The sequence below is a fragment of the Streptomyces sp. NPDC020681 genome (assembly GCF_044334895.1).
Lineage (GTDB): Bacteria > Actinomycetota > Actinomycetes > Streptomycetales > Streptomycetaceae > Streptomyces.
Window position 1 is genome coordinate 114,967 of the sequence record NZ_JBIRTX010000007.1, and the last position, 22,600, is coordinate 137,566.

Annotated in this window: 21 protein-coding genes; 9 read left to right on the top strand and 12 right to left on the bottom strand. The window is 70.1% G+C overall.

Features of this window, described 5'->3' with window-relative positions:
- Positions 1–141 precede the first annotated feature (141 nt).
- Together ACH4YL_RS18835 and ACH4YL_RS18840 are read left to right on the top strand one after the other, a co-directional pair.
- On the top strand, positions 142–1,026 hold the full coding sequence (locus ACH4YL_RS18835) for a GNAT family N-acetyltransferase (protein ID WP_398508480.1): 885 nt from the start codon (positions 142–144) through the stop codon (positions 1,024–1,026).
- A gap of 109 nt (positions 1,027–1,135) precedes the next feature.
- On the top strand, positions 1,136–2,362 hold the full coding sequence (locus ACH4YL_RS18840; protein ID WP_398508481.1) for an MFS transporter: 1,227 nt from the start codon (positions 1,136–1,138) through the stop codon (positions 2,360–2,362).
- Here the strand turns inward: ACH4YL_RS18840 and ACH4YL_RS18845 are convergent.
- On the bottom strand, positions 2,351–3,748 hold the full coding sequence (locus ACH4YL_RS18845) for a GH1 family beta-glucosidase (RefSeq protein ID WP_398508482.1): 1,398 nt from the start codon (positions 3,746–3,748) through the stop codon (positions 2,351–2,353). The genes ACH4YL_RS18840 and ACH4YL_RS18845 overlap by 12 nt on opposite strands.
- 150 nt (positions 3,749–3,898) lie before the next feature.
- On the opposite strand from ACH4YL_RS18845, the gene treZ reads away from it, so the two are divergent.
- Together treZ and ACH4YL_RS18855 are read left to right on the top strand one after the other, a co-directional pair.
- Entirely contained in the window at positions 3,899–5,644 is a 1,746-nt protein-coding gene (gene treZ, locus ACH4YL_RS18850) for a malto-oligosyltrehalose trehalohydrolase (RefSeq protein WP_398508483.1), read from the top strand.
- Between the two features lie 69 nt (positions 5,645–5,713).
- Positions 5,714–6,718, top strand: coding sequence for an aldo/keto reductase (locus ACH4YL_RS18855; protein ID WP_398508484.1), 1,005 nt, complete (start codon positions 5,714–5,716; stop codon positions 6,716–6,718).
- A 7-nt stretch (positions 6,719–6,725) separates the two neighbouring features.
- On the opposite strand, the gene ACH4YL_RS18860 is transcribed toward ACH4YL_RS18855, so the two are convergent.
- From ACH4YL_RS18860 to ACH4YL_RS18870, 3 genes are all read right to left on the bottom strand, one after another.
- Positions 6,726–7,847 carry an aminopeptidase P family protein gene (locus tag ACH4YL_RS18860; protein WP_398508485.1) on the bottom strand — a complete coding sequence of 374 codons (1,122 nt, stop codon included), beginning with the start codon at positions 7,845–7,847 and terminating at the stop codon, positions 6,726–6,728.
- 50 nt (positions 7,848–7,897) lie between these two features.
- Complete coding sequence (locus tag ACH4YL_RS18865) at positions 7,898–8,851, bottom strand: hypothetical protein (protein ID WP_398508486.1); 954 nt, start codon at positions 8,849–8,851, stop codon at positions 7,898–7,900.
- A 136-nt stretch (positions 8,852–8,987) separates the two neighbouring features.
- Complete coding sequence (locus ACH4YL_RS18870; protein WP_398508487.1) at positions 8,988–9,638, bottom strand: nucleoside/nucleotide kinase family protein; 651 nt, start codon at positions 9,636–9,638, stop codon at positions 8,988–8,990.
- 58 nt (positions 9,639–9,696) lie between these two features.
- On the opposite strand from ACH4YL_RS18870, the gene ACH4YL_RS18875 reads away from it, so the two are divergent.
- On the top strand, positions 9,697–10,086 hold the full coding sequence (locus ACH4YL_RS18875; RefSeq protein WP_398508488.1) for a VOC family protein: 390 nt from the start codon (positions 9,697–9,699) through the stop codon (positions 10,084–10,086).
- Positions 10,087–10,238: 152 nt separating this feature from the next.
- The gene (locus tag ACH4YL_RS18880; protein ID WP_398508489.1) at positions 10,239–11,498 is read left to right on the top strand and encodes an ABC transporter substrate-binding protein; all 1,260 of its coding nucleotides are present in this window, start codon (positions 10,239–10,241) and stop codon (positions 11,496–11,498) included.
- Between the two features lie 16 nt (positions 11,499–11,514).
- On the opposite strand, the gene ACH4YL_RS18885 is transcribed toward ACH4YL_RS18880, so the two are convergent.
- The 4 genes from ACH4YL_RS18885 to ACH4YL_RS18900 are packed head-to-tail and all read right to left on the bottom strand — an operon-like array spanning position 11,515 to position 15,132.
- Entirely contained in the window at positions 11,515–12,267 is a 753-nt protein-coding gene (locus tag ACH4YL_RS18885; RefSeq protein ID WP_398508490.1) for an ABC transporter ATP-binding protein, read from the bottom strand.
- A 4-nt stretch (positions 12,268–12,271) separates the two neighbouring features.
- Positions 12,272–13,147, bottom strand: a complete 876-nt coding sequence (locus tag ACH4YL_RS18890) for an ABC transporter ATP-binding protein (protein WP_398508491.1) — start codon at positions 13,145–13,147, stop codon at positions 12,272–12,274.
- Positions 13,137–14,123, bottom strand: a complete 987-nt coding sequence (locus ACH4YL_RS18895; protein ID WP_398508492.1) for a branched-chain amino acid ABC transporter permease — start codon at positions 14,121–14,123, stop codon at positions 13,137–13,139. The genes ACH4YL_RS18890 and ACH4YL_RS18895 overlap by 11 nt, the downstream gene beginning before the upstream one ends.
- 13 nt (positions 14,124–14,136) lie before the next feature.
- Complete coding sequence (locus tag ACH4YL_RS18900) at positions 14,137–15,132, bottom strand: branched-chain amino acid ABC transporter permease (RefSeq protein WP_398508493.1); 996 nt, start codon at positions 15,130–15,132, stop codon at positions 14,137–14,139.
- A 263-nt stretch (positions 15,133–15,395) separates the two neighbouring features.
- Between ACH4YL_RS18900 and ACH4YL_RS18905 the strand changes: the two genes are divergently transcribed.
- The gene (locus ACH4YL_RS18905; protein ID WP_398508494.1) at positions 15,396–17,657 is read left to right on the top strand and encodes a glycosyl hydrolase family 95 catalytic domain-containing protein; all 2,262 of its coding nucleotides are present in this window, start codon (positions 15,396–15,398) and stop codon (positions 17,655–17,657) included.
- Between the two features lie 22 nt (positions 17,658–17,679).
- Here the strand turns inward: ACH4YL_RS18905 and msrB are convergent, their stop codons facing one another.
- The 4 genes from msrB to ACH4YL_RS18925 form a co-directional block, all read right to left on the bottom strand.
- The gene (gene msrB / locus ACH4YL_RS18910; protein WP_398508495.1) at positions 17,680–18,087 is read right to left on the bottom strand and encodes a peptide-methionine (R)-S-oxide reductase MsrB; all 408 of its coding nucleotides are present in this window, start codon (positions 18,085–18,087) and stop codon (positions 17,680–17,682) included.
- Positions 18,088–18,101: 14 nt separating this feature from the next.
- Positions 18,102–19,496, bottom strand: a complete 1,395-nt coding sequence (gene murC, locus ACH4YL_RS18915; RefSeq protein ID WP_398508496.1) for a UDP-N-acetylmuramate--L-alanine ligase — start codon at positions 19,494–19,496, stop codon at positions 18,102–18,104.
- Between the two features lie 83 nt (positions 19,497–19,579).
- Positions 19,580–20,050, bottom strand: coding sequence for an indole-3-glycerol phosphate synthase (locus ACH4YL_RS18920; RefSeq protein ID WP_398508497.1), 471 nt, complete (start codon positions 20,048–20,050; stop codon positions 19,580–19,582).
- Between the two features lie 106 nt (positions 20,051–20,156).
- Positions 20,157–20,921: a pyrimidine reductase family protein gene (locus tag ACH4YL_RS18925; RefSeq protein WP_398508498.1), complete on the bottom strand. Its 765-nt coding sequence runs from the start codon at positions 20,919–20,921 to the stop codon at positions 20,157–20,159.
- On the opposite strand from ACH4YL_RS18925, the gene zapE reads away from it, so the two are divergent.
- The gene (gene zapE / locus ACH4YL_RS18930) at positions 20,920–22,029 is read left to right on the top strand and encodes a cell division protein ZapE (protein WP_398508499.1); all 1,110 of its coding nucleotides are present in this window, start codon (positions 20,920–20,922) and stop codon (positions 22,027–22,029) included. The two genes, ACH4YL_RS18925 and zapE, sit on opposite strands and share 2 nt — an antisense overlap.
- Positions 22,030–22,082: 53 nt before the next feature.
- A complete protein-coding gene (locus ACH4YL_RS18935; protein WP_398508500.1) occupies positions 22,083–22,508 on the top strand; it encodes an OsmC family protein in 426 nt (141 codons plus the stop codon).
- Positions 22,509–22,600: the final 92 nt, after the last annotated feature.

Sequence of the window (22,600 nt, forward strand, 5' to 3'; positions counted from 1 at the left end):
CCCGCGCCGACGGAAGGAGGCGATTGCCGTGTTCACCTCACGATTCCCGCGCTCCCGCCCCGTCCGCCCGGCGTTCGCTGTCTGACCGGGAGCGCACCACGCGCGCTACGCGCGACAGGCAACTCTCCCGGAGGACTTTCCATGACCGATCCGGTCATCCGCGCGCTCGACGCGAGCGACGCGCACCTTTTCGACTCACTGCCCGACCCGCTCGGCGTGGGCCGCGCACTCGCCCGCGCCACCCATCGTCCCGAGTGGAAGCGGGTGGCTCTGCGCGACGGCAAGGTCGTCGCACGCGCCGCCTGGTGGGGCGGCCAGGACGACGAGGCCCCCGTCAACCTCAACTGGTTCGATGTCGCCGAGGGCGAGGAGGACGCGGGCGCCGAGCTGCTGCGCACCTCCCCGTACCAGGTGGAGTACGAACTGATCCTGCCCGCCGGCTGGCGCGAGGACCCGGTCCTGCTGGCGGCCGGTGAGGCGCGGCTGCGGGCCGCGCGGGCGGCCGGCATGACGGTGCTGGTGGAGCGCTACCAGTACCGGTGGACACCCGAGCACGGTCTGCCGGAGCGGCCGGGCAGGCTGGAGTTCCGGCCGGAGCCCGACGACGCCGTGGTGCTCGAAGTGCTGCGCCGCGTTCACTCGGTGACCCTCGACGCGCACGCGCTGCGCGCGATCGCCGAAGGCGGGCTGGACCGGGCGGCCCAGGAGGAGCTGGACTTCTTCCACTGGTGCCCGTCGCCGCGCGAGTGGTGGCAGCTGGCGTACACAGCGGACGGCGAAGTGGCCGGTCTGCACATCCCGGCGCACAACCCGTCCGGGCCGTGCATCGGCTTCATCGGCGTGGTGCCGGAGCAGCGCGGCCGCGGCTATGCGTACGACCTGCTCGCCGAGTGCACTCACCTCCTCGCCGAGCGGGGCGCGGAGTTCATCGCGGGCGCGACGGATCAGGGCAACTTCCCGATGGCGGCGAACTTCACGAAGGCCGGCCATCCGGTCGTACAGGAGCGGATCCATCTCATTCCGTAGGGCCTGTCCGGGGCATTGATCAGGCCCGGGGGTGTCCGTAGGCTCCGGGCACCCCTGGGTCGTGTCTCCAAAGTCCCGTGCGCCCCACCGAGTTGATGGCGAGCCGCCCATGACGACGGAAGAGCTGCACTCCGAGCCACGGGTCCGCGTCCGCGGCGGCTGGATATCCACGCTCGTGCTGGCCAACCTCGGTCTGTACATGGCCTTTCTGACACCGATCCAGGTACTGCTGGCCGAGCAGATCGACGAGATCCACCCGTCCGGCAAGGAGATCGCGCTCGGCTGGGCGACCGGCATCGGCGCGCTGGTCGCGGTGGTCGCCAATCCGCTCGCGGGCGCGCTCTCGGACCGTACGGGCGGACGCTTCGGCCGCCGACGGCCGTGGATCCTGGGCGGCGCGGCGCTCGGCGCGGTCGGGCTCGCGGTCACCGCGGTGCAGACGACGGTGGTCGGCGTGACGCTCGGCTGGTGTCTGGCACAGCTCGGTCTGAACGCCATGCTCGCCGGGACCAGTGCCGTCGTCCCCGACCAGGTGCCGGTCCGGCAGCGGGCCGCGGTCTCCGGGTTCATCGGCATTCCGCAGACGCTGGGGCTGGTGGTCGGCGCGCTGCTGGTGACGATGGTGGTGACGGGCATCGTGACCGGCTATCTGCTGCTGGCGGCGCTGACCGTGCTGTGCGCACTGCCGTTCGTCCTGTTGATGCCGGATCCTCAAGTGCCGCCGACGGCAAAGCAGTCAGTACGGCTGAGGGACTTCTGGGTGAGCCCGCGCGACCATCCGGACTTCGGCTGGGCCTGGCTGACCCGGTTCCTGGTGATGCTCGGGAACGCGATGGGCACGCTGTATCTGCTCTATTTCCTCAAGGACGCGGTGCACTACGCCGATCCGGACGAGGGCGTGCTGATTCTGACGCTGCTCTACACCGCGGGTGTGGCGGTGACCGCGGTGGCCGGCGGGATCGTCTCCGACCGTCTTGGCCGGCGCAAGGCGCTCGTGGCGGTCAGCTCCGGCGTGATGGCGGTGGCCTCGCTGCTGCTGACGTTCTGGCACACCTGGCCGATGGCGATGGGCGCGGCCGCGCTGCTCGGGCTCGGCTTCGGGGCCTATATCGCGGTCGACCAGGCGCTGATCACCCAGGTGCTGCCGCGGGCCGGCGACCGGGCCAAGGATCTCGGGGTCATCAACGTCGCCAACTCGGCGCCCCAGGTGCTCGGTCCGGCGCTGGCCGCCCCGGTCGTCGCGTACGCGGGCGGGTATGCGGGCCTGTATCTGACGGCCACCGTGGTGACCGTCCTCGGCGGCGTGCTGGTCTGGAAGATCCGCTCAGTTCCCTGACGTCCCGGCCGGCCGCTGCGGCCGCTCGTGCGCCGACTTCTGGGCCGCGATGGCGTCCCGGTACCAGGCGTACGAGGCCTTCGGCGTGCGCTCCAGCGTCTCGTAGTCGACATGGACGAGGCCGAAGCACTGGGACGCGCCCTCGACCCATTCGATGTTGTCGGTGAGCGACCAGGTGAAGTAGCCGCGTACGTCGACTCCCGCCTCGACGGCCTGGTGCAGTGCGCGCAGATGTCCGTCGATGAAGTCGATCCGGAGCGGGTCGTCGACGCCGTCGTACGAGCAGCCGTTCTCGGTGATGAACACCGGCGGAAGGCGGTCGCCGAACCGGTCCTTGAGCATCACGAGCAGCTCCCGCAGTCCGTCGGGCACGACCGCCCAGCCGAAGCCGGTGCGCTGCTCGCTGTCGATCTCCCGCACTCCGAAGGGGAGTTCGGCGGGCAGGCCGACGCCGGCGAAGTCTCCCAGCGCCTCCTGCGACGGCGCTCCGACGAGCATGGGCTGGTAGTAGTTCACGCCGTACCAGTCCAGCGGCGCGGAGATGACGGCGAGGTCTTCGGCGACCGGTCCCGGCATCAGCGCGGCGAAGTTCTCGTCCGGGTAGCGGCCGGTGAGGATCGGGTCGGCGAACATCCAGTTGGTGATCGTGTCGTACAGCTCCGCGCCGAACCGGTCCTCGTCGCTCGTCCCGGCCGTGCGCACCGGCGAGTGCGACACGGCGATGCCGATGTTCCGCGCACCGGCCGCGCGCAGCGCCTGGACGCCGAGGCCGTGCGCGAGCAGTTGGTGGTGGGCGGCGGGCAGCGCGTCGAACAGGAGCTGCTTGCCGGGCGCGTGCTCGCCGAGCGCATAGCCGAGCAGCGTGACTTCGGCGGGTTCGTTGATGGTGATCCACATCGGTACGCGGTCGGCGAGCCGTTCCGCGACGACGGAGGCATAGTCGGCGAACCGGGCCGCCGTGTCGCGGTTGAGCCAGCCGCCCGCCTCGTCCAGGGGAACCGGCGTGTCCCAGTGGTAGAGGGTGGGCGCGGGCGTGATGCCGTGGGCGCAGAGCTCGTCCACCAGCCGGTCGTAGAAGTCGAGGCCCGCCGCGTTGACCGGGCCGCTGCCGCCGGGCACGACACGCGGCCAGCTGACGGAGAAACGGAAGGCGTCCGCGCCGAGCCCGCCGAGCAGCGCCACGTCCTCGCGGTAGCGCTCGTAGAAGCCGGTGCCGCGCGAGGCGTCGGCGCCGTCCTTGATCCGGCCCTGGGCGGCGAAGGCGTCCCAGCCGGACGGCCCCTTGCCGTCGGCGTCGGCGGCGCCCTCGGTCTGGAAGGCGGATGCGGACGCGCCCCAGAGGAAGCCGGGCGGGAAGGCGGGCAGCGGCGGCAGTGGCGTCGACATGGTTCGTGACCTTAATGGCCCCGAGGACACGCTCTCTAGGGGGTGTCTGTCGGATCGAGCCCGGCCCGATCCGATAGACACCCCTTAGACCTCTTCCGGACGCCGGTTCTTGGAAGGATGGGGTCGGCATCGACGACGAGGGGAACGCCAGTGCTGTTCGAGGTGTGGGCACCGCAGGCCGAAGACCGGGTTTCGCTGTGGCTGGAGGGGTCGGAGCGGCCGATGGCGCGCCTGGAAGGGCGTGCCGGCTGGTGGAGCGAGCACACCGACGCGGCCGACGGCGCGCGGTACGGCTTCGCGCTGGACGGTGGTCCTGTGCTGCCGGACCCGCGGTCGCGCCGGCAGCCGGACGGGACTGACGGCCTGAGCGCGGTGGTGCACCAGGACACATATGTGTGGCGCGGCGACTGGCCGGGGCGCCGGCTGCGCGCCGCGGTGCTGTACGAGCTCCATGTCGGCACCTACACCCGCGAGGGCACCTTCGACGCGGCGGCCGAACGGCTCGGCGAGCTGGCCGAGTTGGGCATCACGCATATCGAGCTGATGCCGGTCTGCCCGTTTCCCGGGGTGCACGGCTGGGGCTACGAGGGCGTGTCGCTGTGGGCGGTGCACGAGCCGTACGGCGGGCCCGAGGCACTGAAGCGCTTTGTCGACACCGCGCACGGCCACGGTCTCGGCGTCGTCCTGGACGTGGTCCACAACCACCTCGGCCCGTCCGGCAACCATCTCCCGGCCTTCGGCCCGTACTTCACCGACACCCACCACACGCCGTGGGGCTCGGCGGTCAACCTCGACGCGCCCGGCTCGGACGAGGTGCGCGCGTATCTGCTGGACAGCGCGCTGGCGTGGCTGCGCGACTTCCGGCTCGACGGGCTGCGGCTCGACGCGGTGCACGCGCTCGCCGACACCCGCGCGCTGACGTTCCTGGAGGAGCTGTCCACCGCCGTCGACACGCTCTCGGGCGAGCTCGGGCGGCCGCTGTTCCTGATCGCCGAGTCGGACCTGTGCGACCCGCGCACGACGACGCCGCGCCAGAGCGGCGGCATCGGTGTGCACGCCCAGTGGAACGACGACTTCCACCATGCCCTGCACACCGCACTGACCGGCGAGTCCCAGGGCTACTACGCCGACTTCGCGGCACGTCCCCTCACGGCCCTCGCCAAGACCCTGACCCGCGCGTTCTTCCACGACGGCACGTACTCCAGCTTCCGCGGCCGTACGCACGGCCGTCCCGTCGATGTGATCCGCACCCCGGCGCACCGCTTCCTCGGCTACAGCCAGACGCACGACCAGATCGGCAACCGCGCGCTCGGCGACCGGCTCTCCGCGGTCCTCTCCCCCGGGCTGCTGGCGTGCGCCGCCGCGCTGGTGCTGACGGGACCGTTCACGCCGATGCTGTTCATGGGTGAGGAGTGGGGCGCCGGTACACCGTGGCAGTTCTTCACCGACCACACCGACCCGGAGCTCGCCGAGGCCGTACGGCGCGGCAGACGGCGGGAGTTCGCGGCGCACGGCTGGGCGGAGGAGGAGATCCCGGACCCGCAGGATCCGGCGACCCGGGAGCGCTCCTGCCTGGACCGCACGGAGCAGGAGCGCGAGCCGCACGCGCGCCTGCTGGCCTGGTACCGGGAGCTGATCGGTCTGCGCCGTACGCAGTCGGACCTGACCGATCCGGATCTGGCGGCCGTGAAGGTGGCGTACGACGAGGAGGCACGCTGGCTGGCCTTCCGGCGCGGCGAGCTGCGGATCGCGGTCAATCTGGCGAAGGAGCCCGCCGAGATTCCGCTGGGCGGCGGCGGACGGGTGCTGGCCACCTGGGAGCCGGTCCAACCGCCGGGGGCCGACGGGCTGTTGCGGCTGCCGCCGCAGTCGTGCGTCGTGCTGGCCGATTCGTGACCGGCCGCCGCCGGCTCGCGGCCGCGGCCCCTTGCCTTGCAGCGCACTCCAGCTCATAGGGTCGCTGCCATGAAGCAACTCAATCTCGGCAGGACGGGTCTGCGCGTCAGCGAACTGTGCCTCGGCACGATGAGCTTCGCCGACGACGCGACCGGACACCGCATTCTCGACGGCTTCACCGAGGCGGGCGGCACCTTCATCGACACCGCGGACATGTACGGCCGGGGCAGCTCGGAGGAGATCCTCGGACGCTGGCTGAAGGGCCGCCGGCGGGACGATCTGGTCATCGCGACCAAGGTGTGGGGCCGGATGGGCGACGCGCCCAACGACGGCGGTCTGAGCCGCAAGCACATCGTCGCGGCCGTGGAGGCCAGTCTGCGCCGGCTCGGCACGGACTACATCGATCTGTACCAGACACATATCTGGGACTCGACGACGCCGGTCGAGGAGACGCTGGCCACGCTCGACTCGCTGGTGAAGGCGGGCAAGGTCCGCTATGTGGGCACGAGCAATGTGACGCCCTCGCAGTTGCAGCGCTGTCTCGACCTGGCGCGGCATCGCGGCTGGGAGCCGTACGTCTGCCTGCAACCGCTCTACAACCTGCTGAAGCGCGAACTGGAGTGGGAGCTCGCGCCGCAGTGCGCGCAGGAGGGAGTCGCGGTCATCCCGTGGAGCCCGCTCGCGGGCGGCTGGCTCACCGGGAAGTACACGCGCGGCATGGACTCCGTGCCGGCCGGCTCCCGCGAGGCCTACTTCCAGGAGCAGTCCGGCAAGGAGGGCTGGCGGGAGAAGGACACCGAGGAGACCTGGCGGGTCCTCGACGCGCTGCACGAGGTGGCCGAGGAGACGGGCCGTACGCCGTCACAGGTGGCACTGCGCTGGGTCGCCGAGCGGCCGGCCGTCACCGCGCCGATCATCGGGGCCCGCACGCCGGAGCAACTGGCGGACAACCTGGGCGCGTTGGGATGGCGGCTGACGGCGGACCAGACGGAGCGGCTGGACGCGGCGAGCGCGCGGCCGCTGCCCTATCCGTACGAGATGCTGTCCCGGCTGAGCCACCACGACCCGAACTGACCGGGGGTCACTCGACGATCGCCATCTCCCGGGACGTGTTGTTCAGGCGGCGGCCACCGGTGTCCGTCACCGTCACGATGTCCTCGATGCGGACGCCGAAGCGGCCCGGGAGATAGATCCCCGGCTCCACCGAGAAGCACATGCCCGGCACCAGCGGCTGCTCCTCGCCCTCGATCATGTACGGCGGCTCGTGTGTGGTCACGCCGATGCCGTGGCCGGTGCGGTGGATGAACAGATCGCCGTATCCGGCCTCGTCGATGATCTCGCGGGCGGCCCGGTCGATCTCCTGGCAGGCGACGCCCGGCTTCACCGCGTCGAACCCGGCCTGCTGCGCCTCCCGTACGACATCGTGAATGTGGGCCTCGGCGGGTGCGGGCTCGCCGACATGGACCGTACGGGAGGTGTCGGAGCCGTAGCCGTGCTTGAGGCCGCCGAAGTCGAGCACGACCATGTCGCCGCTCTCGATGGTCCGGTCACCGGCCTCGTGGTGCGGGTTCGCGCCGTTCGGTCCCGATCCGACGACCGTGAAGTCCACCTGCGAGTGGCCGAAGTGCTTGAGCAGCGCGGCGAGATCGGCCGCGACGTCCGTCTCCTTCCGGCCGGAGAAGCGGACCTTGAGGATCTCCTCGTACGTGGCGTCCGCGGCGGCTCCGGCCGCGGCCAGCCGCTCCAGCTCGGGCGCGTCCTTCACTGCCCGCAGCATCGGCAGCACCTCGGTCAGCGATGCGTAGGAGGTGCCGGGCAGCGTCTTCTGCAACCCGAGCAGATGCATCGCCCAGGCGTTGTCGCTGACGGCGAACCGCCCGTCCTTGTCGAGCAGCGGCGCGGCCACGGCGTACGGGTCCTTGCCGTCGGTCCAGTCGCGCAGCGTGAGCGCGGGCGCGCCGGGGGCCTCGGCGGCGTCCGGGGCCTCCAGGGTGGGCACGACGAGGACCGGGTCCTGGCCGGCGGCGAGGACGAGAAGGGTGAGCCGCTCGGTGGTCACCGGCCGGTAGCCGGTGAGATGCACGAGATCGGGCCCGGGCGCGACGATCACTCCCGCGAGGCCCGCGTCCGCCGCGGCCTCGGCGGCCCGGGTCATCCGGGCGCGGTAGTCGTCGGCGGTGAAGGGTGCGGGCGTTGTCGGCATGGGGCCATCCTGCCCGCGGCGGCCGGAGCGCGCGAGCCCGGGTCCGCGGCTCAGTCCTGGGCCTCGGCGACGAGTCGTTCCAGCAGCTCCTGGAACTCCTCGCCCACCACGATGCGCAGCCCTTCGCCGTCCTCGTCGCTGTCGCTGAGCTGGGTCAGAGTGCCGTCGCGCCACCAGTAGACGTACGGGGTGATCGCGCCGGGAGTGTCGGCGTAGCCGGTGGCGGCGAAGGAGGTCATGGCGTTGAGCGCGGGGATCACGCCGACGTCGTGGATGGCGTGGAAGGCGAGCTGATGCCGGAACGGCATCGCCACGAGCGCACCGTCGCGGGTGAGCTGCTCGCCGGTGACCTGCCGTACGACGCTCTCCAGCGCGAGGACCCGGCTCGCGGTGTAGAAGGAGTCGCCGAGGATCACCTCGAACTGCATTCCGTCGTCGCCCTTGACGGTCTCGTGCCCTTCGACGGGCAGCCCGCGGAGGTTGTACAGCGCCTGGTCACGCAGGTACTGGAGATCGCCCAGCGGCTCCAGGGCCTCGTCCGTGAGCATCATGACGCTCTCCGGGAGGTCGAGCGCGATGATCTCGAACAGACCGGGCGCGAGAGGGCGGGCATAGGCGAAGTTGTCCGGATCGAAGCCTTCGCGGCCGATGACGCGCGGATAGAGCTGGGCGCGGATCTGCTCGGTCGGCAGCGTGTCCAGCGCGGAGGGCGCGTCCATGGTGCGCAGCACCATTCCGACGTGCCGGCGGATCAGTTCGGGCCAGCCGCGCGGCCCGCGGTCGTCGTTGTGCAGGACGGCGGCGAGGTTGCCGAGCCCGAACTGGCGGCCTTCGCTGTCGGAGACCACGTCCGCGTAGACGCTGACCTCAAGGCCCTGTTCGGCGAAGGCCTCCCGCACCTGACCGCGGAAGCGTGCGCCCTCGTCGACCGAGAAGAAGGCGAACTCGGGGTCGCGGGGAGCGTCGCGTCCGTCCCGCTTCGGCCCTCGCCGGAACAACCCCACGTCATCAGCCTCTCGGTCGCATGAGCCCTCACCCGTATGCCTGAACCTCGAGCGTACCCACCGGGCCCGACGGCTCACCCATGGCCTGGCTTACTCGGCGTGGGCTCGGTGTGGGCCGGCGTTGGGCCGGCGTTGGCTAGGGGACCTGGGTGACCACGTAGTCGGCGCGGTTGCGGCCGCGGGCGACCAGCCGGGCGTTGCGCTCGTCGGACTCGTGGACCCAGCGCTCGGCGTACGACCGCGGCTTGCCGAACCGCACATGCCGGTCGACGAGACGGCTGACGCGCACCGCGTCGTCGATCTCGAGATACCAGACCTCGTCGAGCAGGGGACGGAGCCGTGACCAGGGCCCTTCGTCGTGGAGCAGGTAATTGCCCTCGGTGACGACGAGCGGAACCTCGGGGGCGACGGGGATGCTGCCGGCCACCGCTTCCTCCAGGGTCCGGTCGAAGGCGGGGGCGTAGACCGTCTCTCCCGGGGCGGGGCTGCGCAGCCGCGCGAGCAGGGCGGCGTACCCGGCGGCGTCGAAGGTGTCCGGCGCACCCTTGCGGCCGGCCCGGCCGAGCCGCTGAAGCTCGGCCTGGGCGAGGTGGAAGCCGTCCATGGGGACGAGGACGGCACGGCCGTCGAGGGCCTCGACGAGATGTTCGGCGAGGGTCGACTTCCCTGCGCCGGGAGCGCCTGCGATGCCCAGGACGAAGCGGCGGCCGGCAGCGGCGAGCCCGCGGGCTCGGTACAGCAGGTGCGGCGGGTACTGCGGGCGTGGCGGGGGCAGGGGCGCGTGCATGGCGCGCATTCTTCCACTGCGTTGGCCACGCTCTAGTCATACGTATAACGTGGTGCTCATGTCGTACATCGCCCTGATCACCCTCGTCGTCCGTGACTACGACGAGGCCATCGCCTTCTACACCGACGCGCTCGGCTTCGAGCTGATCGAGGACACCGACCGCGCGGACGGCACCCGCTGGATCGTGGTCCGGCCGCCCGGCGCCGCCCACGGCACCGGGCTGCTGCTGGCCCGCGCCAAGGACGAGCGGCAGCGCGCGAGTGTGGGCGCGCAGACGGGCGGCCGGGTCGGCTTCTTCCTCCACACCGAGGACTTCGCGGCCGACCACGCCCGGATGACGGCGGCGGGCGTCCGTTTCCTCGAGGAGCCGAGGCACGAACCGTACGGCTCGGTCGCGGTCTTCGAGGACCTGTACGGGAACCGCTGGGATCTGCTGCAGCCGAAGTGACCTGCTCGTGCCCGCGGGCGCGCCTTCTCGGCATCGCCGCCGATCTCGCCCGGCCAACCGGCGCTGAGCGTTCTACGATCAGTACAGACAGAAGGCGGGCGGAAGGCCGACCTGTCGACCTGCCGCCTGGCCTCCGCTGAGAGGAGGCGGACATGAAGACGTCGGTTCGGCGGTCCGCGATCTTCACGAGTGCGGCCGTGCTGCTCCTGGCGGCCTGCGGCACTAGTGGCAGCGCCACGTCATCGGCCCCGGGGAAGGACGAGGACGGCGAGCTCAAGCTCGGTTACGTGCTCCCGGAGACGGGACAGCTGGCCTTTCTTGGGCCACCCATGATCCAGTCGACGAATTTCGCGATACAGACCATCAATGAGGCCGGTGGTGTGCTCGGCAAGCCGATCCCGAAAGTGGTCGGTGGTGACGAGGCAGGTCAGGAGGCTGTGGCGGCCCAGTCGGCGGACCGCGTGCTGAACGCGGGTGTCGATGCGCTCATCGGTGCCGCGGCTTCCGGAATGTCGCTGGCCATCATCGACCGGGTGACCGGTGAAGGTGTCGTCCAGTGCTCGGGTTCCAACACCGCACCGACCTTCACCGACTACGACGACGGCGACTTCTACTTCCGTACAGCGCCGAGCGATTCCCTCCAGGGACCCATCCTGGCGAAGACCATCCAGGACGACGGCCACAAGCGAGTGGCCCTGATCGCGCGTGCCGACGACTACGGAAAGGGGCTGATGGACTCCACCAAGAAGGCGCTGGAGGACGGCGGCGCCACCGTGACGCTCGCCGAGACGTACGACACGAAGGCCACCAACTACGACCAGATCGTCCAGCAGGCCAAGGACTCGAATCCGGATGCCACCGTGGTGATCGCCTTCGAGGAGGGCGCACAGATCCTCCAAGGCATGATCGAGGCAGGAATCGGGCCCGCGCAGAAGGGTGTGTACGGAACCGACGGGCTGCGCAGTGAGGAACTGCCCGCCCTCGTCGCCCCGGGCAAGCCCGCCACGCTCGCCGGGATGAAGGGGACGGCTCCGGCTTCGGCGTCCAATCCGGAGTACGTGAAGGCGTTGAAGGAGTTCGCGCCGACTCTGAAGGAGCTGCAGTTCGCACCGCAGACCTTTGACTGCGTGACGACCATCGCGCTCGCCGCGGAGCAGGCCGAGTCGGACGACCCGGGCAAGTTCGTCGACGAGATGATCGCGGTCACCAAGGACGGCGAGAAGTGCACCACGTTCGCCGCCTGCAAGGAGCTGATCGCCGATGGCAAGGACATCGACTACGACGGAGTGAGCGGACCGCTCGACTTCACCGACGCCGGTGAGCCCGGCCAGGCGACGATCGAGGTGTACACATACAACGACAAGGGCCAGCTGCAAACCGTGAAGACCGAGGTGAGCAAAAGTCAGGAGTGAGTGAGGAAACGGGAGTTCAGCGAACGCGGGCGAGGGTCCCGAGATACAACTCGATCACCTTCTCGTCGTGCAGCAGAGCCATACCGGTTCCGGTGTGGGCGTTGCGGCCCTGGTCGAGGACGTAGCCACGGGCGCAGATCTGCAGGCACCTGCGGGCGTTCTGCTCGACCATGAGCACGGCGACGCCCGCGCCGTTGATCTCCTTCACCCGCTCGAAGACCTGGTCCTGGAAGATCGGGGAGAGTCCCGCCGACGGCTCGTCGAGCAGCAGCACCTCCGGCTCCATCATCAGTGCCCGGGCCATGGCGAGCATCTGCCGCTCACCGCCGGACATCGAGCCTGCCTTCTGCTTCCGGCGGGCGGCCAGCAGGGGAAAGATCTCCTCAACCACCGCGGTCCGCCGTGCGAATGCCTTGGGCCTCAGGTAGATGCCCATGCGCAGGTTCTCCTCGACGGTCAGCGCGGGGAAGACGTTCTGCAGCTGCGGCACATACCCCACGCCCCGGCGGACCAGCTCGTGCGCGGGCCGGTTGGTGACGTCCTCGCCGTGCAGCCGCACATCCCCGCCGCGCACCTTCAGCAGACCGAAGACCGCCTTGATCAGTGTCGACTTTCCGGCGCCGTTGGGGCCGATCACTCCGACCAGCTCGCCGGGCCCCACCTCGATGCTGCAGCCGCGCAGCACATCGACGCCCGGCACATATCCGGCGACGATCGCGTCGGCCACCAGCACAGGCCCGTCCACAGGCCCCTTTCCGTTCTCGGGCATGGGCTCACGCCTCCTCGCCGGTCGCTTCGGGTTCGTCGTGCCGCTTGCCGAGGTAGGCGTCCACGACGGCACGGTTCCGGCCGATCGTGTACGGCGGTCCCTCGGCGACGAGGCGGCCGCCTGCCATCACAGCCACCCAGTCACTGATGCCCATCACCACATCCATGTCGTGCTCGACGAAGCACACGGTCAGCCCCTCGTCGCGCAGCGCGGTGATGTGACCGAGCAAGGACTGGGTCAGTGCCGGATTCACCCCGGCCATCGGCTCGTCCAGCAGGATCATGACGGGGCGGACCATCAGCGCGCGGGCCAGTTCGAGCAGTTTGCGCTGGCCGCCGGAGAGAGTGCCCGCGTACTCGTCACGCAGCTTGGTGAGCCGGAAGCGGTTCAACAACTCGTCGGCCCGTGCCTCGATCTCCCGCTCCTGTCCGCGCCACAGCGGCCGCAGCAGCGCGGGCAGCAGCCGCTCGCCACGCTGCGCGGTGGCCGCGAGCAGCATGTTCTCCAGCACGGTGAGCCGGGCGGGGGTCCGGGTGAGCTGGAACGTGCGGACCAGTCCACGCTGGGCGATCCGGTGCGGCGGGCGCCCGCTGAGCGGCTGCCCGTCGAACGACCACTCGCCGCCGTCGGGCCGGTCGAACCCGCTCACCAGGTTGAACAGCGTCGTCTTGCCGGCGCCGTTGGGCCCGATCAGGGCCGTGATGGTCCCGCGCTGCACCTCCAGGTGATCGACCTCCACAGCGACGAGGCCGCCGAAGGTGCGGGTCACACCGTCCAGGACGAGCAGCGGGTCGGGCTTGCGCACACCGGGCACGGGCTCGGGTTCCGGCACGGACCGCGGCTCGGGCTCGGGCGCGGACGAGGGTGTATCAGCGTCCACTGAGCAGCATCTCCTTCCGGCTGCCGAGGATCCCCTGCGGTCTGAACGCCATGAGCAGGATCAGTGCGAGCCCGACCAGGGCGAAGCGGACGGCACCGATCTCCGATGTGCTGATGAACGCGATGTGGCCGGCATCGATGGCCTGGCGCAGTGCGCTGTCGATGAAGGAGAGCACGAACCAGAAGAGGATCGAGCCGACGACCGGCCCGAGGATCGTCCCGGCGCCGCCCAGCACAAGAAGGGTGTAGAGGAAGAAGGTGACAGCCGGATCGAAGCTGTCAGCGCTCACCGACTGCACTTGTATGGCCTGCAATATTCCGGCGACGGCGCCGAGCACACCGCCCAGCGCGAGGCTCGTCATCTTGTACGCGTACACGTTCTTGCCGAGGCTGCGTGCGGCGGTCTCGTCGTCGCGGATGGAGCGGATGACCCGGCCCCAGGGGCTGTGTATCAGCAGGGCGAGCAGCAGCCCGACGATCACCACCAGGGCCCAGGCGATGATCATCACCCACAGGTCCCGGGCGCTGAACTTGACCGTCCAGAAGCCGTACGAGCCCCGTGGGATGGGGTTGAGTTCATAGAATTCATTGGCGAACCGCTGGAGCCCGTACACACCACCGGTGGTCGGCTCGGCCCAGCTGGACCGGTAGAACAGCCGTAGCGTCTCCCCCGCGGCGATGGTGGTGATCGCGAGATAGTCGGCACGCAGCCGCAGGGTCGGCAGGCCGAGCAGCAGGGCCAGCACGATCGCGGAGGCCAGTCCGACCAGGATGCCGAGCCACATCGAGCCGCCCCAGGTCGCGACGGTGATCGCGAGCCCGTAGCCGCCGACGAGCATGAAGCCGACCTGGCCGAAGTTCAGCAGCCCGGTGTAGCCGAAGTGCAGGTTGAGGCCCATGGCGGCGATCACGTAGATGGCGGCGATGGGGCCGATGCCGGACCGGATGGCGTCGGAGAGGATCGTGTCGAAGTCCATGGCTCACCACCCCTCAGCCGATGCGTTCCCGGTGGCCGAGGATGCCCTGCGGCCGGACGAGCAGAACGATGATGAGCGTGAGCAGCGCCCACGCGTATTGCAGGTCGGCCGGGAACCACAGCGTGGACATCTGGGCGACGATGCCGATGACGAGGCTGCCCACCATCGCGCCGTACGCGGAGCCGAGGCCGCCGAGGATGACTCCGGCGAACATCAGCAGCAGCAGCTTGAAGCCCATGTCCCAGGTGACGATCTCGACCAGTCCGAAGAACACGCCGCCGAGGGCGGCGAGCGCACCGCCGAGCATCCAGACCACCGATACGACCCGCTTCACATCGATGCCGGAGGCCTCGGCGAGGTCGCGGTTCTCGGAGACGGCCCGGATGGCCGTGCCGATCCGGGTCCGCTGGAGCAGCGCGGCGACACCGAGCAGGGTCGCCACCGAGAGCAGGGTGACGGTGAGATCCCGTGGCGTGATGCCCACCGGGCCGAGGTCGTACGCCTTCTGGATGTCGTACTGGGCAAAGGAGCCGGGCCGGGTTCCGTACAACACGAGCACGATGTGCCGCAGCAGCAGCGACAGTCCGATCGTGACGATGAACATGTTGATCAGACCCGTGCCGCGGGCGCGCAGCGGCCGCCAGAGGCCACGGTCGACGAAAGCGCCCAGCACGGCTCCGCCTGCCACAGCGATGATCGCGGCGGGGACCAGATGCCAGCCCGGACCGGACGGCGAGACGTTCAGGAAGAACGCGAACGTGGCGCCGATCGTCACGAACTCGCCGTGCGCGAAGTTGATCAGGTGGATGGTCCCGAAGATCAGCGAGAGTCCGACGGCGCAGATCGCGATGATGACGCCGAACTGAATTCCGTCGATCAGAGCCTGCAGGAAGCGCGCACCGAACCCCGGGCCGTGCTGTACCTCCTCGTCCTGCGCCGACGCGGATGCCGCAGGCAGCATCACGAGGAACAGGGCGAGTGACGTCACCAACACCCGCTGATAGCGCATGGCAGGTACTCCGGTGCCCCGGCGAGCCTTTGTTACTCAGTGTAAGCGCGGCAGGCCGCACCCGCCCAGTGAGCGTAAGGACCGGAAACATCCGATGTCAATGGCCCTTGAAGGGTGAGAATCGCACCATTACCCCTGGCTCGATCCAGCGGACCGAACAGTCACCCAATCTTTCTCCGTCCAGCGGGTTGACGCGGACATGAAACAGGCCGGATCCTCCGAGACGTCCACAGCGTCGTTGGAACGTTGGAAAGGCCGCAGCCATGACTCCGATCTCCCGGCGATCCTTCGTCGCGGGCGCCTCGGGCGCGCTGATCGCCGCGAACTCCCCCGTCGCCTGGGCCGGTTCCCGCAACAGCGGTCACGACGATCACGGCGACGATGTCCACGGCCGGATCCTCGAAGACGCCGCGATGGTGTGGAAGCGCGTCCCCGGCGGCTGGCAGGAAGGCCCGTTCCTCGGCAACGGCTTCATGGCCGCGCACATCTACCGCAAGCCCGGCGAGGACAACGTCCTGCGGTTCATGGTCAACAACGGCCTTGTGCAGGACCAGCGCGGCCAGTGGGAGGCCGCGATCGGCTACTCACGCCTCGGCGTCGGCTACTTGACGCTCACCTTCGCCGGGCCCGTCACCGCCGTCGACTGGACGCTGGACCTCGAGGCCGCCGAGCTGTCCGGCACCGTCACCACCACCCGCGGCAGCGCGAGGTTCAGCGCGCTGATCCTCAACCACCGTGACGTACTGCTGGTTTCGCTGGAGCCGAGCGCCGGCGAGGAGTCCGCCGCCTGGGGCTTCACTCCCCTGCCCTCGCGCACGACCCGTACGATCCGCGTCCCCCCGGACTACACCGCCAACCCGGATCCGGCGATCGGCCCCGGCTTCGTCGAGCAGACCCTGCATGCCGGCGGCGGCTACACGACGGCCTGGCGCGAGGTCCGCTCCGGCACCAAACGGCTGCTGGCTGCCACCATCGCGTACGGCCACCCGGACTCGACGGGCCGCGAGGAGGCCCTCCGTACCGTCAACGCCGTCCTCGGTTCGGCGCCCGACCGTGAGATCGCCCGCCACCGTGCCTGGTGGCGCGCCTTCTACCGGCGCAGCCTCGTCTCGGTCCCGGACAAGAAGCTCCAGCGCTTCTACTGGATCCAGCTCTACAAGCTGGCCTGCTCGACCCGCGACGACGCCCCGGTGACCCCGGTGTTCGGCCCCTGGTTCCCGGAGTCGGGCAACAACTGGACCAGCATCTGGTGGAACACCAACGTCCAGGTCACCTATCCGCTCTCCAACGGCTCCAACCACCGTGAACTGGACGCCATCACGCCGACCTTCGCCCGCCACCACCGCAATCTGGAGAGCAACATCCGGCCGGAGCTGCGCGACGGCAAGACCTATGCGCTGTGCCACCCGGGCGACTGGCAGCTGCGCTCGGGCCCGCGCCATGTCGGCGTCCCCGGCACAAGCCCCAACGACCACACCGGCAATCTCACTTGGGCCCTGCACAACGTCTGGGTCACCTACCGCCACCACATGGACGACCGCGTCCTGCGCGAGGTCATCCACCCGGTCCTCACCAAGGCGGTCACGTACTACGCCCGCCATCTCACCGAAGGCGCCGACGGCCGGCTGCATCTGCCCACGACCCGTTCGCCGGAGTACGCGGACGCCGCCGACTGCACCTACGACCTCTCACTGCTGCGCTGGGGCTGCGCCACCCTCGTCGATTCGGCGAAGCGGCTGCGCCTGGACGATCCCAACGAGCGGCAGTGGCGCGACATCCTCGCCCGCCTCGTCCCGTACCACCGGAACGAGAACGGCGTCATGATCGGCGACGGCGTACCGCTCGCCGAGTCCCACCGGCACTTCTCGCATCTGCTGTGGCTCTATCCGCTGCAGGAGAAACTGGACCGCCGCACCTTCGACCACTGGACGAGCATGCAGGTGCGCTGGCACGGCTACAGCTATGCCGCGGCCTCCTCCATGGAGACCCTCTTCGGCCGGCCCGAGGAGGCGCTGCACCATCTGCGCTTCTTCGTGGACGGCAATGTGGTCGACAACTGCGCGATGACGCCGAACACCATGTACCGCGAGGGTTCCGGCTTCGCGCTGGAGAGCCCGATCAGCGCCGGCCAGTCACTGCTCGACATGCTGAGCCAGAGCCACGGCTCGGTGGTCAAGGTCTTCCCGGCAGTCTCGAAGACCTGGGCGGACGCGTCGGTCGCGAGGCTCCGCACCCAGGGCGCGTTTCTCGTCGACGCCTCGCGCAGCGGCGGCCGCACGGACTGGATCCGGATCGAGAGCGAGAAGGGCGAGCCGCTGGTGCTGGAGCACGGCATCGAGGGCGGGTTCGAGGTACGGGACGAGCGCGGCCGGCCGATTCCGTACCGGGACCAGGGCGCGGGCCGGATCGCCGTACCGCTGCGCCGCGGCCGGACGGCCGTGGTGAGCCGCCGCGGAACCCGTCCGGACCTGCACCCGCGCGACGTCCCGGCGAACGGGCCCGCCGCGCCCTGGGGTCTCCCCTAGCGCGCGGCGGACGTCGGACGCGTCAGTTCTCGTCGGGCGTCAGCCGCAGCGAGATGCTGTTGATGCAGTACCGCTGGTCGGTCGGGGTCGGATAGCCCTCGCCCTCGAAGACATGGCCGAGGTGCGAGCCACAGCGCGCGCAGTTCACCTCGGTGCGGAGCATGCCGTGCGAGCGGTCCTCGATCAGCTCGACCGCGTCCGTGTCCTTCGGGTCGTAGAAGGACGGCCAGCCGCAGTGCGACTCGAACTTCGTGTCGGAGCGGAACAGCTCGGCACCGCACGCCCGGCAGGAGTAGACGCCCGCCGTCTTGGTGTCCGTGTACTCACCGACGAAGGCGGGCTCCGTGCCGGCCTGTCGCAGCACCTTGTACTCGGCGGGGTTCAGCTCCGCTCGCCACTGCTCGTCCGGCTTGTCCACGTCGTACGCCATGAGTACGGCCTCCCTCAGTTCGACAGGCGGGCCAGGATGTCGGGACCGAGGTCCGTGACGTCGCCCGCGCCCATGGTGAGAACGAGATCACCGGGCTTCGCCATTCCCGCGACGGCGTCCGCGACGGCGGCCTTGTCGTGGACGGCGGTGACATCGGCGCCGGCGGCGCGGGCCGCGTCGATGATCAGCTCGCTGGTGACACCGGGAATCGGGTCCTCGCGGGCGGGATAGATGTCGAGGACCACGGAGGCGTCGGCGAGCGCGAGGGCCTGGCCCATCTCCGTGCCGAGCTCCTGCGTGCGGGAGAACAGGTGCGGCTGGAAGACCACCAGCAGCCGCGCGTCGGCCGCGGCGCCGCGCATCGCCTCGAGATCGGCGGTCATCTCGGTCGGGTGGTGCGCGTACGAGTCGATGACCTGGACGCCGGCGGCCTCGCCCTTGAGCTGGAGGCGGCGCTTGACCCCGGTGTACTTGCCGATCGCGGAGGCGAGGTTGTGGGCCGGGATGCCGAGCGCGACGCCGGCGGCGAGGGCGGCGACGGCGTTGTGCGCGTAGTGGCGGCCGGGGACGGAGACCGTGAAGGTCAGGAACTTCCCGTTCAGCAGGACGGTGACCTCGCTGGTGAGTCCGCGCGGAGTGACCTTGTGGACACGTACGTCCGCGGTCTCGGAATCGCCGTAGGTGACGACCTTCAGCGTGGACAGGTCGCGGACGCGGGAGGTGAGCTCGACGGCGCCGGGCTGGTCGGCGGAGATCACCAGCGTGCCGCCGGGGACGATCTTGCCGACGAAGGTCTCGAAGGAGTCGTAGATCTCGTCCATCGAGGCGTAGTTGGCGTGGTGGTCGAGCTCCACATTGAGGACGATCGCGACCTCGGGGTCGTACTTCTGGAAGCTGCGGTCGCTCTCGTCGGCCTCGGCGACGAAGATCTCGCCGTCGCCGTGCCGGGCGTTCGTCCCCGGTCCTTCGAGGTCGCCGCCGATGGCGTACGAAGGGTCGAGGTTCAGCTCGGTGAGGGCCACGGCCAGCATCGAGGTGGTGGTGGTCTTGCCGTGCGTGCCCGCGACGGCGATCGAGCGCAGGCCGGTCATCAGCGAGGCGAGCGCGTCGGAGCGGTGGACGACCGGTACGGACAGCTCGGCGGCACGGGCCAGCTCGGGGTTGTCGGCGCGGATGGCACTGGAGACGACGACACAGGTCGCGTCGTCCGCGAGATGCGCGGCCGCGTGCCCGATGTGGACACTCGCGCCGAGCGCGCGCAGGGAGTCGGCGGTCGCCGACTCCTTGGCGTCGCTGCCCGCCACCTTTGCGCCGCGCTGGGCGAGGATCTTCGCGATGCCCGACATTCCGGCGCCGCCGATGCCGATGAAGTGCGGGCGTTCCATGGCGCTAGGGACGGCGGGTGCCATGCGTGTGTCTCCCCAAGATGTGCGAGTGGTGCCGAGCGGTGATCTGCTCGTACGGGCGAGGCCCCAGCCTATTGCCTGCGTTCCTATTCGCTGTGCGCGAAGAGTTTGAGCACCGGGACGCCGACCTTGTGCCGGGCCCGGGAGGCCCAGTCGCGGTGGAAGAACTCCTCCACGTAGTGCGGTGCGGTCAGCACGATCACCTCGTCCGCCCCCGAGTCGTCGACCACGGCCTTGAGCTTGTCCAGCGGATGGTCCTCGACGACCTGGCCGACGGCTTCGGAGCCCGCCGCGCGCAGGGCGGCGAGCGAGTGGTCGAGCGCGCGCTCGGCGGGAGCTTTGGCGGCCTCGCCCTCGGGGATGTCGCCCTCGTGGACGGCCTCCTTGAGCTCGCCGTACGCGACGTCGTCGATGGCGCGCAGCAGAACGTCGGCCTGGTCGCCGCGGGGCTGCATCAGCACGACGAAGGCGACCGGCTCGGTGCCGTGCAGGGTGGTGACGAATTCCACGTCGTCGGACGTCAGGGGCTTCTCGATCATCAATACGCTTGTGAACACGTCAGGAGCCCTTCTGCGGAAACCATCCTTCCCCGTGCTCGCACGGGGTCTGCGAGAGTAATGCTGCCCAGCCGAAGCTAACCGGAACGACAAATTCCACCCCGTGTCAGATGCGACGGTAGCGGGTGAAAAGGAACCCCGCCTCCTCCAGCACCGAAGCCAGGGCGAACCGCTCCGGAACGGCCACAGCGGGCCCACCTGCAATGCGCTGTGCGTCGCCAGCCGTCATCGTCGGCGACACGGTCAGACACAGCTCGTCCAGCACTTTGGCCGCCACGAACTGACCCAGCAGCCGCGGCCCGCCCTCGGTCAGCAGCCGCACCAGACCGCGCTCGGCGAGCGCCCGCACGGCTCTGGCCGGCTCCACACCCTTCCCGTCACCGGCGACCACCACCTCCGCCCCCGCCTTCTCCGCCTCGCGGACCCGTTCCGCGGGCGCCGCCGCTCCCGTCAGTACGAGCGTCGGCACCAGCGGCTCGGCGAACAGCGGCAGCGTGAAGTCGAGCTCGAGGGAGGCGCTGACCACGGCGATCGCGGGTGCCGGGCGCTGCCCGGCGGCGGCCCGCCGCTCGGCGAAGGCCTCCCGGGCGCGGGCGGGCCGGTAGCCCTCGAGCCGGACCGTCTCCGCCCCGACCACCACCACGTCGGCCAGGCCTCTGAGCATGCCGAAGACGCGCATGTCGGTATCGGAGGAGAGCGGCTGCGAGCGGCCTTGGTGCTGGCCCGCGCCGTCCAGCGAGGAGACCATGTTGGCCCGCAGCCACGGGCCCTCCGCCCGGTCCGGATACGCGTAGGCGTCGGCCAGCTCGTCCAGGGACCACTCACGGTCCTCGACGGCTGTCTGGTCGGTCACAGGGAGCAGACGTCGCATGCCGTGCAGTCTTCCACGCCCCTTACAGTTGGGAACTGTGTCGACCAGTGCCATAACAGAAGCGGCCCCGCTGTCCCTGTGCGCCCGCGAGCCGCATGTCCCCGCAGACCGGCTGGTCGCGGAGATGGTGCCGCCGCCACGCTTCGACTCGGTGCGCTTCGACACGTACGTCCCCGACCCGAACCAGCCGAGCCAGCACGAGGCGGTCACCGTCCTCGGCTCCTTCGCGTCGGGCCTGGGCGGGGCGCATGCGAGCGGCTCGGGCCGGCGCAAGTGGTTCGCCAAGAAGCCGACGGCCCCCGCCGCTCCTCGCGGCGTCTATCTCGACGGCGGTTACGGCGTCGGCAAGACCCATCTGCTCGCCTCGCTCTGGCACGCCACTCCGGCGGACGCCTCGCTCAAGGCCTTCGGCACCTTCGTCGAGCTCACGAACCTGGTCGGCGCGCTCGGCTTCCAGCAGACCGTGCGGACGCTCGGCGGACACCGGCTGCTCTGCATCGACGAATTCGAACTGGACGACCCGGGCGACACGGTCCTGGTGTCCACGCTGCTCGGCAAGCTGGTCGACGCGGGCGTGGCACTGGCAGCCACCTCGAACACACTGCCCGGCAAGCTCGGCGAGGGCCGGTTCGCCGCCGTCGACTTCCTCCGCGAGATCCAGGGGCTTTCCGCGCACTTCCGCCCGCTGCGGATCGACGGCGAGGACTACCGCCACCGCGGACTTCCCGAGGCCCCTCCCCCGTACTCCGACGAGCAGGTCACCAAGGCCGCGTACGCCACCGGCGGCGCGTCGCTGGACGAGTTCCCGCAGCTGCTCGAACACCTCGCGAAGGTGCACCCGAGCCGGTACGGGGCGCTCACCGACGGCGTGCGCGCCGTCTGTCTGACCGATGTGCAGCCGATTCCCGACCAGTCGACCGCGCTGCGCCTGGTCGTGCTCGCGGACCGGCTGTACGACCGGGAGGTGCCGGTGCTCGCCTCCGGCCTGCCCTTCGACCGGCTGTTCAGCGAAGAGATGCTGAACGGCGGCTATCGCAAGAAGTACTTCCGGGCGATCTCCCGGCTGACGGCACTGGCGCGCGACGCGAAGGGCCTTGTGGGGCAGTAGGTTTGGTGCTCAGAGGGCCGAAAGCCCCCTTAGCCACCAGAGAGGGAAACATCATGGCAGCCACGCGTACGGCGCACACGGTCTGGGAAGGCGATCTGCTCAAGGGCTCGGGCACCGTCACCCTGGACTCCTCGGGCATCGGCAGCTACGAGGTCAGCTGGCCCGCCCGCACCGAGCAGCCCAACGGCAAGACCAGCCCGGAGGAGCTCATCGCGGCTGCCCACTCCAGCTGCTTCTCCATGGCCTTCTCGCACGGCCTGGCCGGCGCCGGCACCCCGCCCACCCGGCTGGAGACCAAGGCCGATGTGACCTTCCAGCCCGGTGAGGGCATCACCGGCATCCACCTCACGGTGCGGGGCGAGGTGCCCGGCCTGGACGCGGAGGGCTTCCAGGCAGCGGCCGAGGACGCCAAGAAGAACTGCCCGGTGAGCCAGGCGCTCACCGGCACGACGATCACGCTCACCGCTGAACTCGCCTGATCTGCACCCTGGTTGAACACGTGGTCGACCCCCGCACGGCATGCCGTGCGGGGGTCGCTTCGTCATGGCAGCCGCCTGTCCGCACTCGCGGG

Coding starts and splice junctions, on each gene's coding strand:
- ACH4YL_RS18835 (WP_398508480.1), top strand. CDS start 142: ATGACCGATCCGGTCATCCGCGCGCTCGACGCGAGCGACGCGCACCTT.
- ACH4YL_RS18840 (WP_398508481.1), top strand. CDS start 1,136: ATGACGACGGAAGAGCTGCACTCCGAGCCACGGGTCCGCGTCCGCGGC.
- ACH4YL_RS18845 (WP_398508482.1), bottom strand. CDS start 3,748: ATGTCGACGCCACTGCCGCCGCTGCCCGCCTTCCCGCCCGGCTTCCTC.
- ACH4YL_RS18855 (WP_398508484.1), top strand. CDS start 5,714: ATGAAGCAACTCAATCTCGGCAGGACGGGTCTGCGCGTCAGCGAACTG.
- ACH4YL_RS18860 (WP_398508485.1), bottom strand. CDS start 7,847: ATGCCGACAACGCCCGCACCCTTCACCGCCGACGACTACCGCGCCCGG.
- ACH4YL_RS18870 (WP_398508487.1), bottom strand. CDS start 9,638: ATGCACGCGCCCCTGCCCCCGCCACGCCCGCAGTACCCGCCGCACCTG.
- ACH4YL_RS18875 (WP_398508488.1), top strand. CDS start 9,697: ATGTCGTACATCGCCCTGATCACCCTCGTCGTCCGTGACTACGACGAG.
- ACH4YL_RS18880 (WP_398508489.1), top strand. CDS start 10,239: ATGAAGACGTCGGTTCGGCGGTCCGCGATCTTCACGAGTGCGGCCGTG.
- ACH4YL_RS18885 (WP_398508490.1), bottom strand. CDS start 12,267: ATGCCCGAGAACGGAAAGGGGCCTGTGGACGGGCCTGTGCTGGTGGCC.
- ACH4YL_RS18895 (WP_398508492.1), bottom strand. CDS start 14,123: ATGGACTTCGACACGATCCTCTCCGACGCCATCCGGTCCGGCATCGGC.
- ACH4YL_RS18900 (WP_398508493.1), bottom strand. CDS start 15,132: ATGCGCTATCAGCGGGTGTTGGTGACGTCACTCGCCCTGTTCCTCGTG.
- ACH4YL_RS18905 (WP_398508494.1), top strand. CDS start 15,396: ATGACTCCGATCTCCCGGCGATCCTTCGTCGCGGGCGCCTCGGGCGCG.
- msrB (WP_398508495.1), bottom strand. CDS start 18,087: ATGGCGTACGACGTGGACAAGCCGGACGAGCAGTGGCGAGCGGAGCTG.
- murC (WP_398508496.1), bottom strand. CDS start 19,496: ATGGCACCCGCCGTCCCTAGCGCCATGGAACGCCCGCACTTCATCGGC.
- zapE (WP_398508499.1), top strand. CDS start 20,920: ATGCCGTGCAGTCTTCCACGCCCCTTACAGTTGGGAACTGTGTCGACC.
- ACH4YL_RS18925 (WP_398508498.1), bottom strand. CDS start 20,921: ATGCGACGTCTGCTCCCTGTGACCGACCAGACAGCCGTCGAGGACCGT.
- ACH4YL_RS18935 (WP_398508500.1), top strand. CDS start 22,083: ATGGCAGCCACGCGTACGGCGCACACGGTCTGGGAAGGCGATCTGCTC.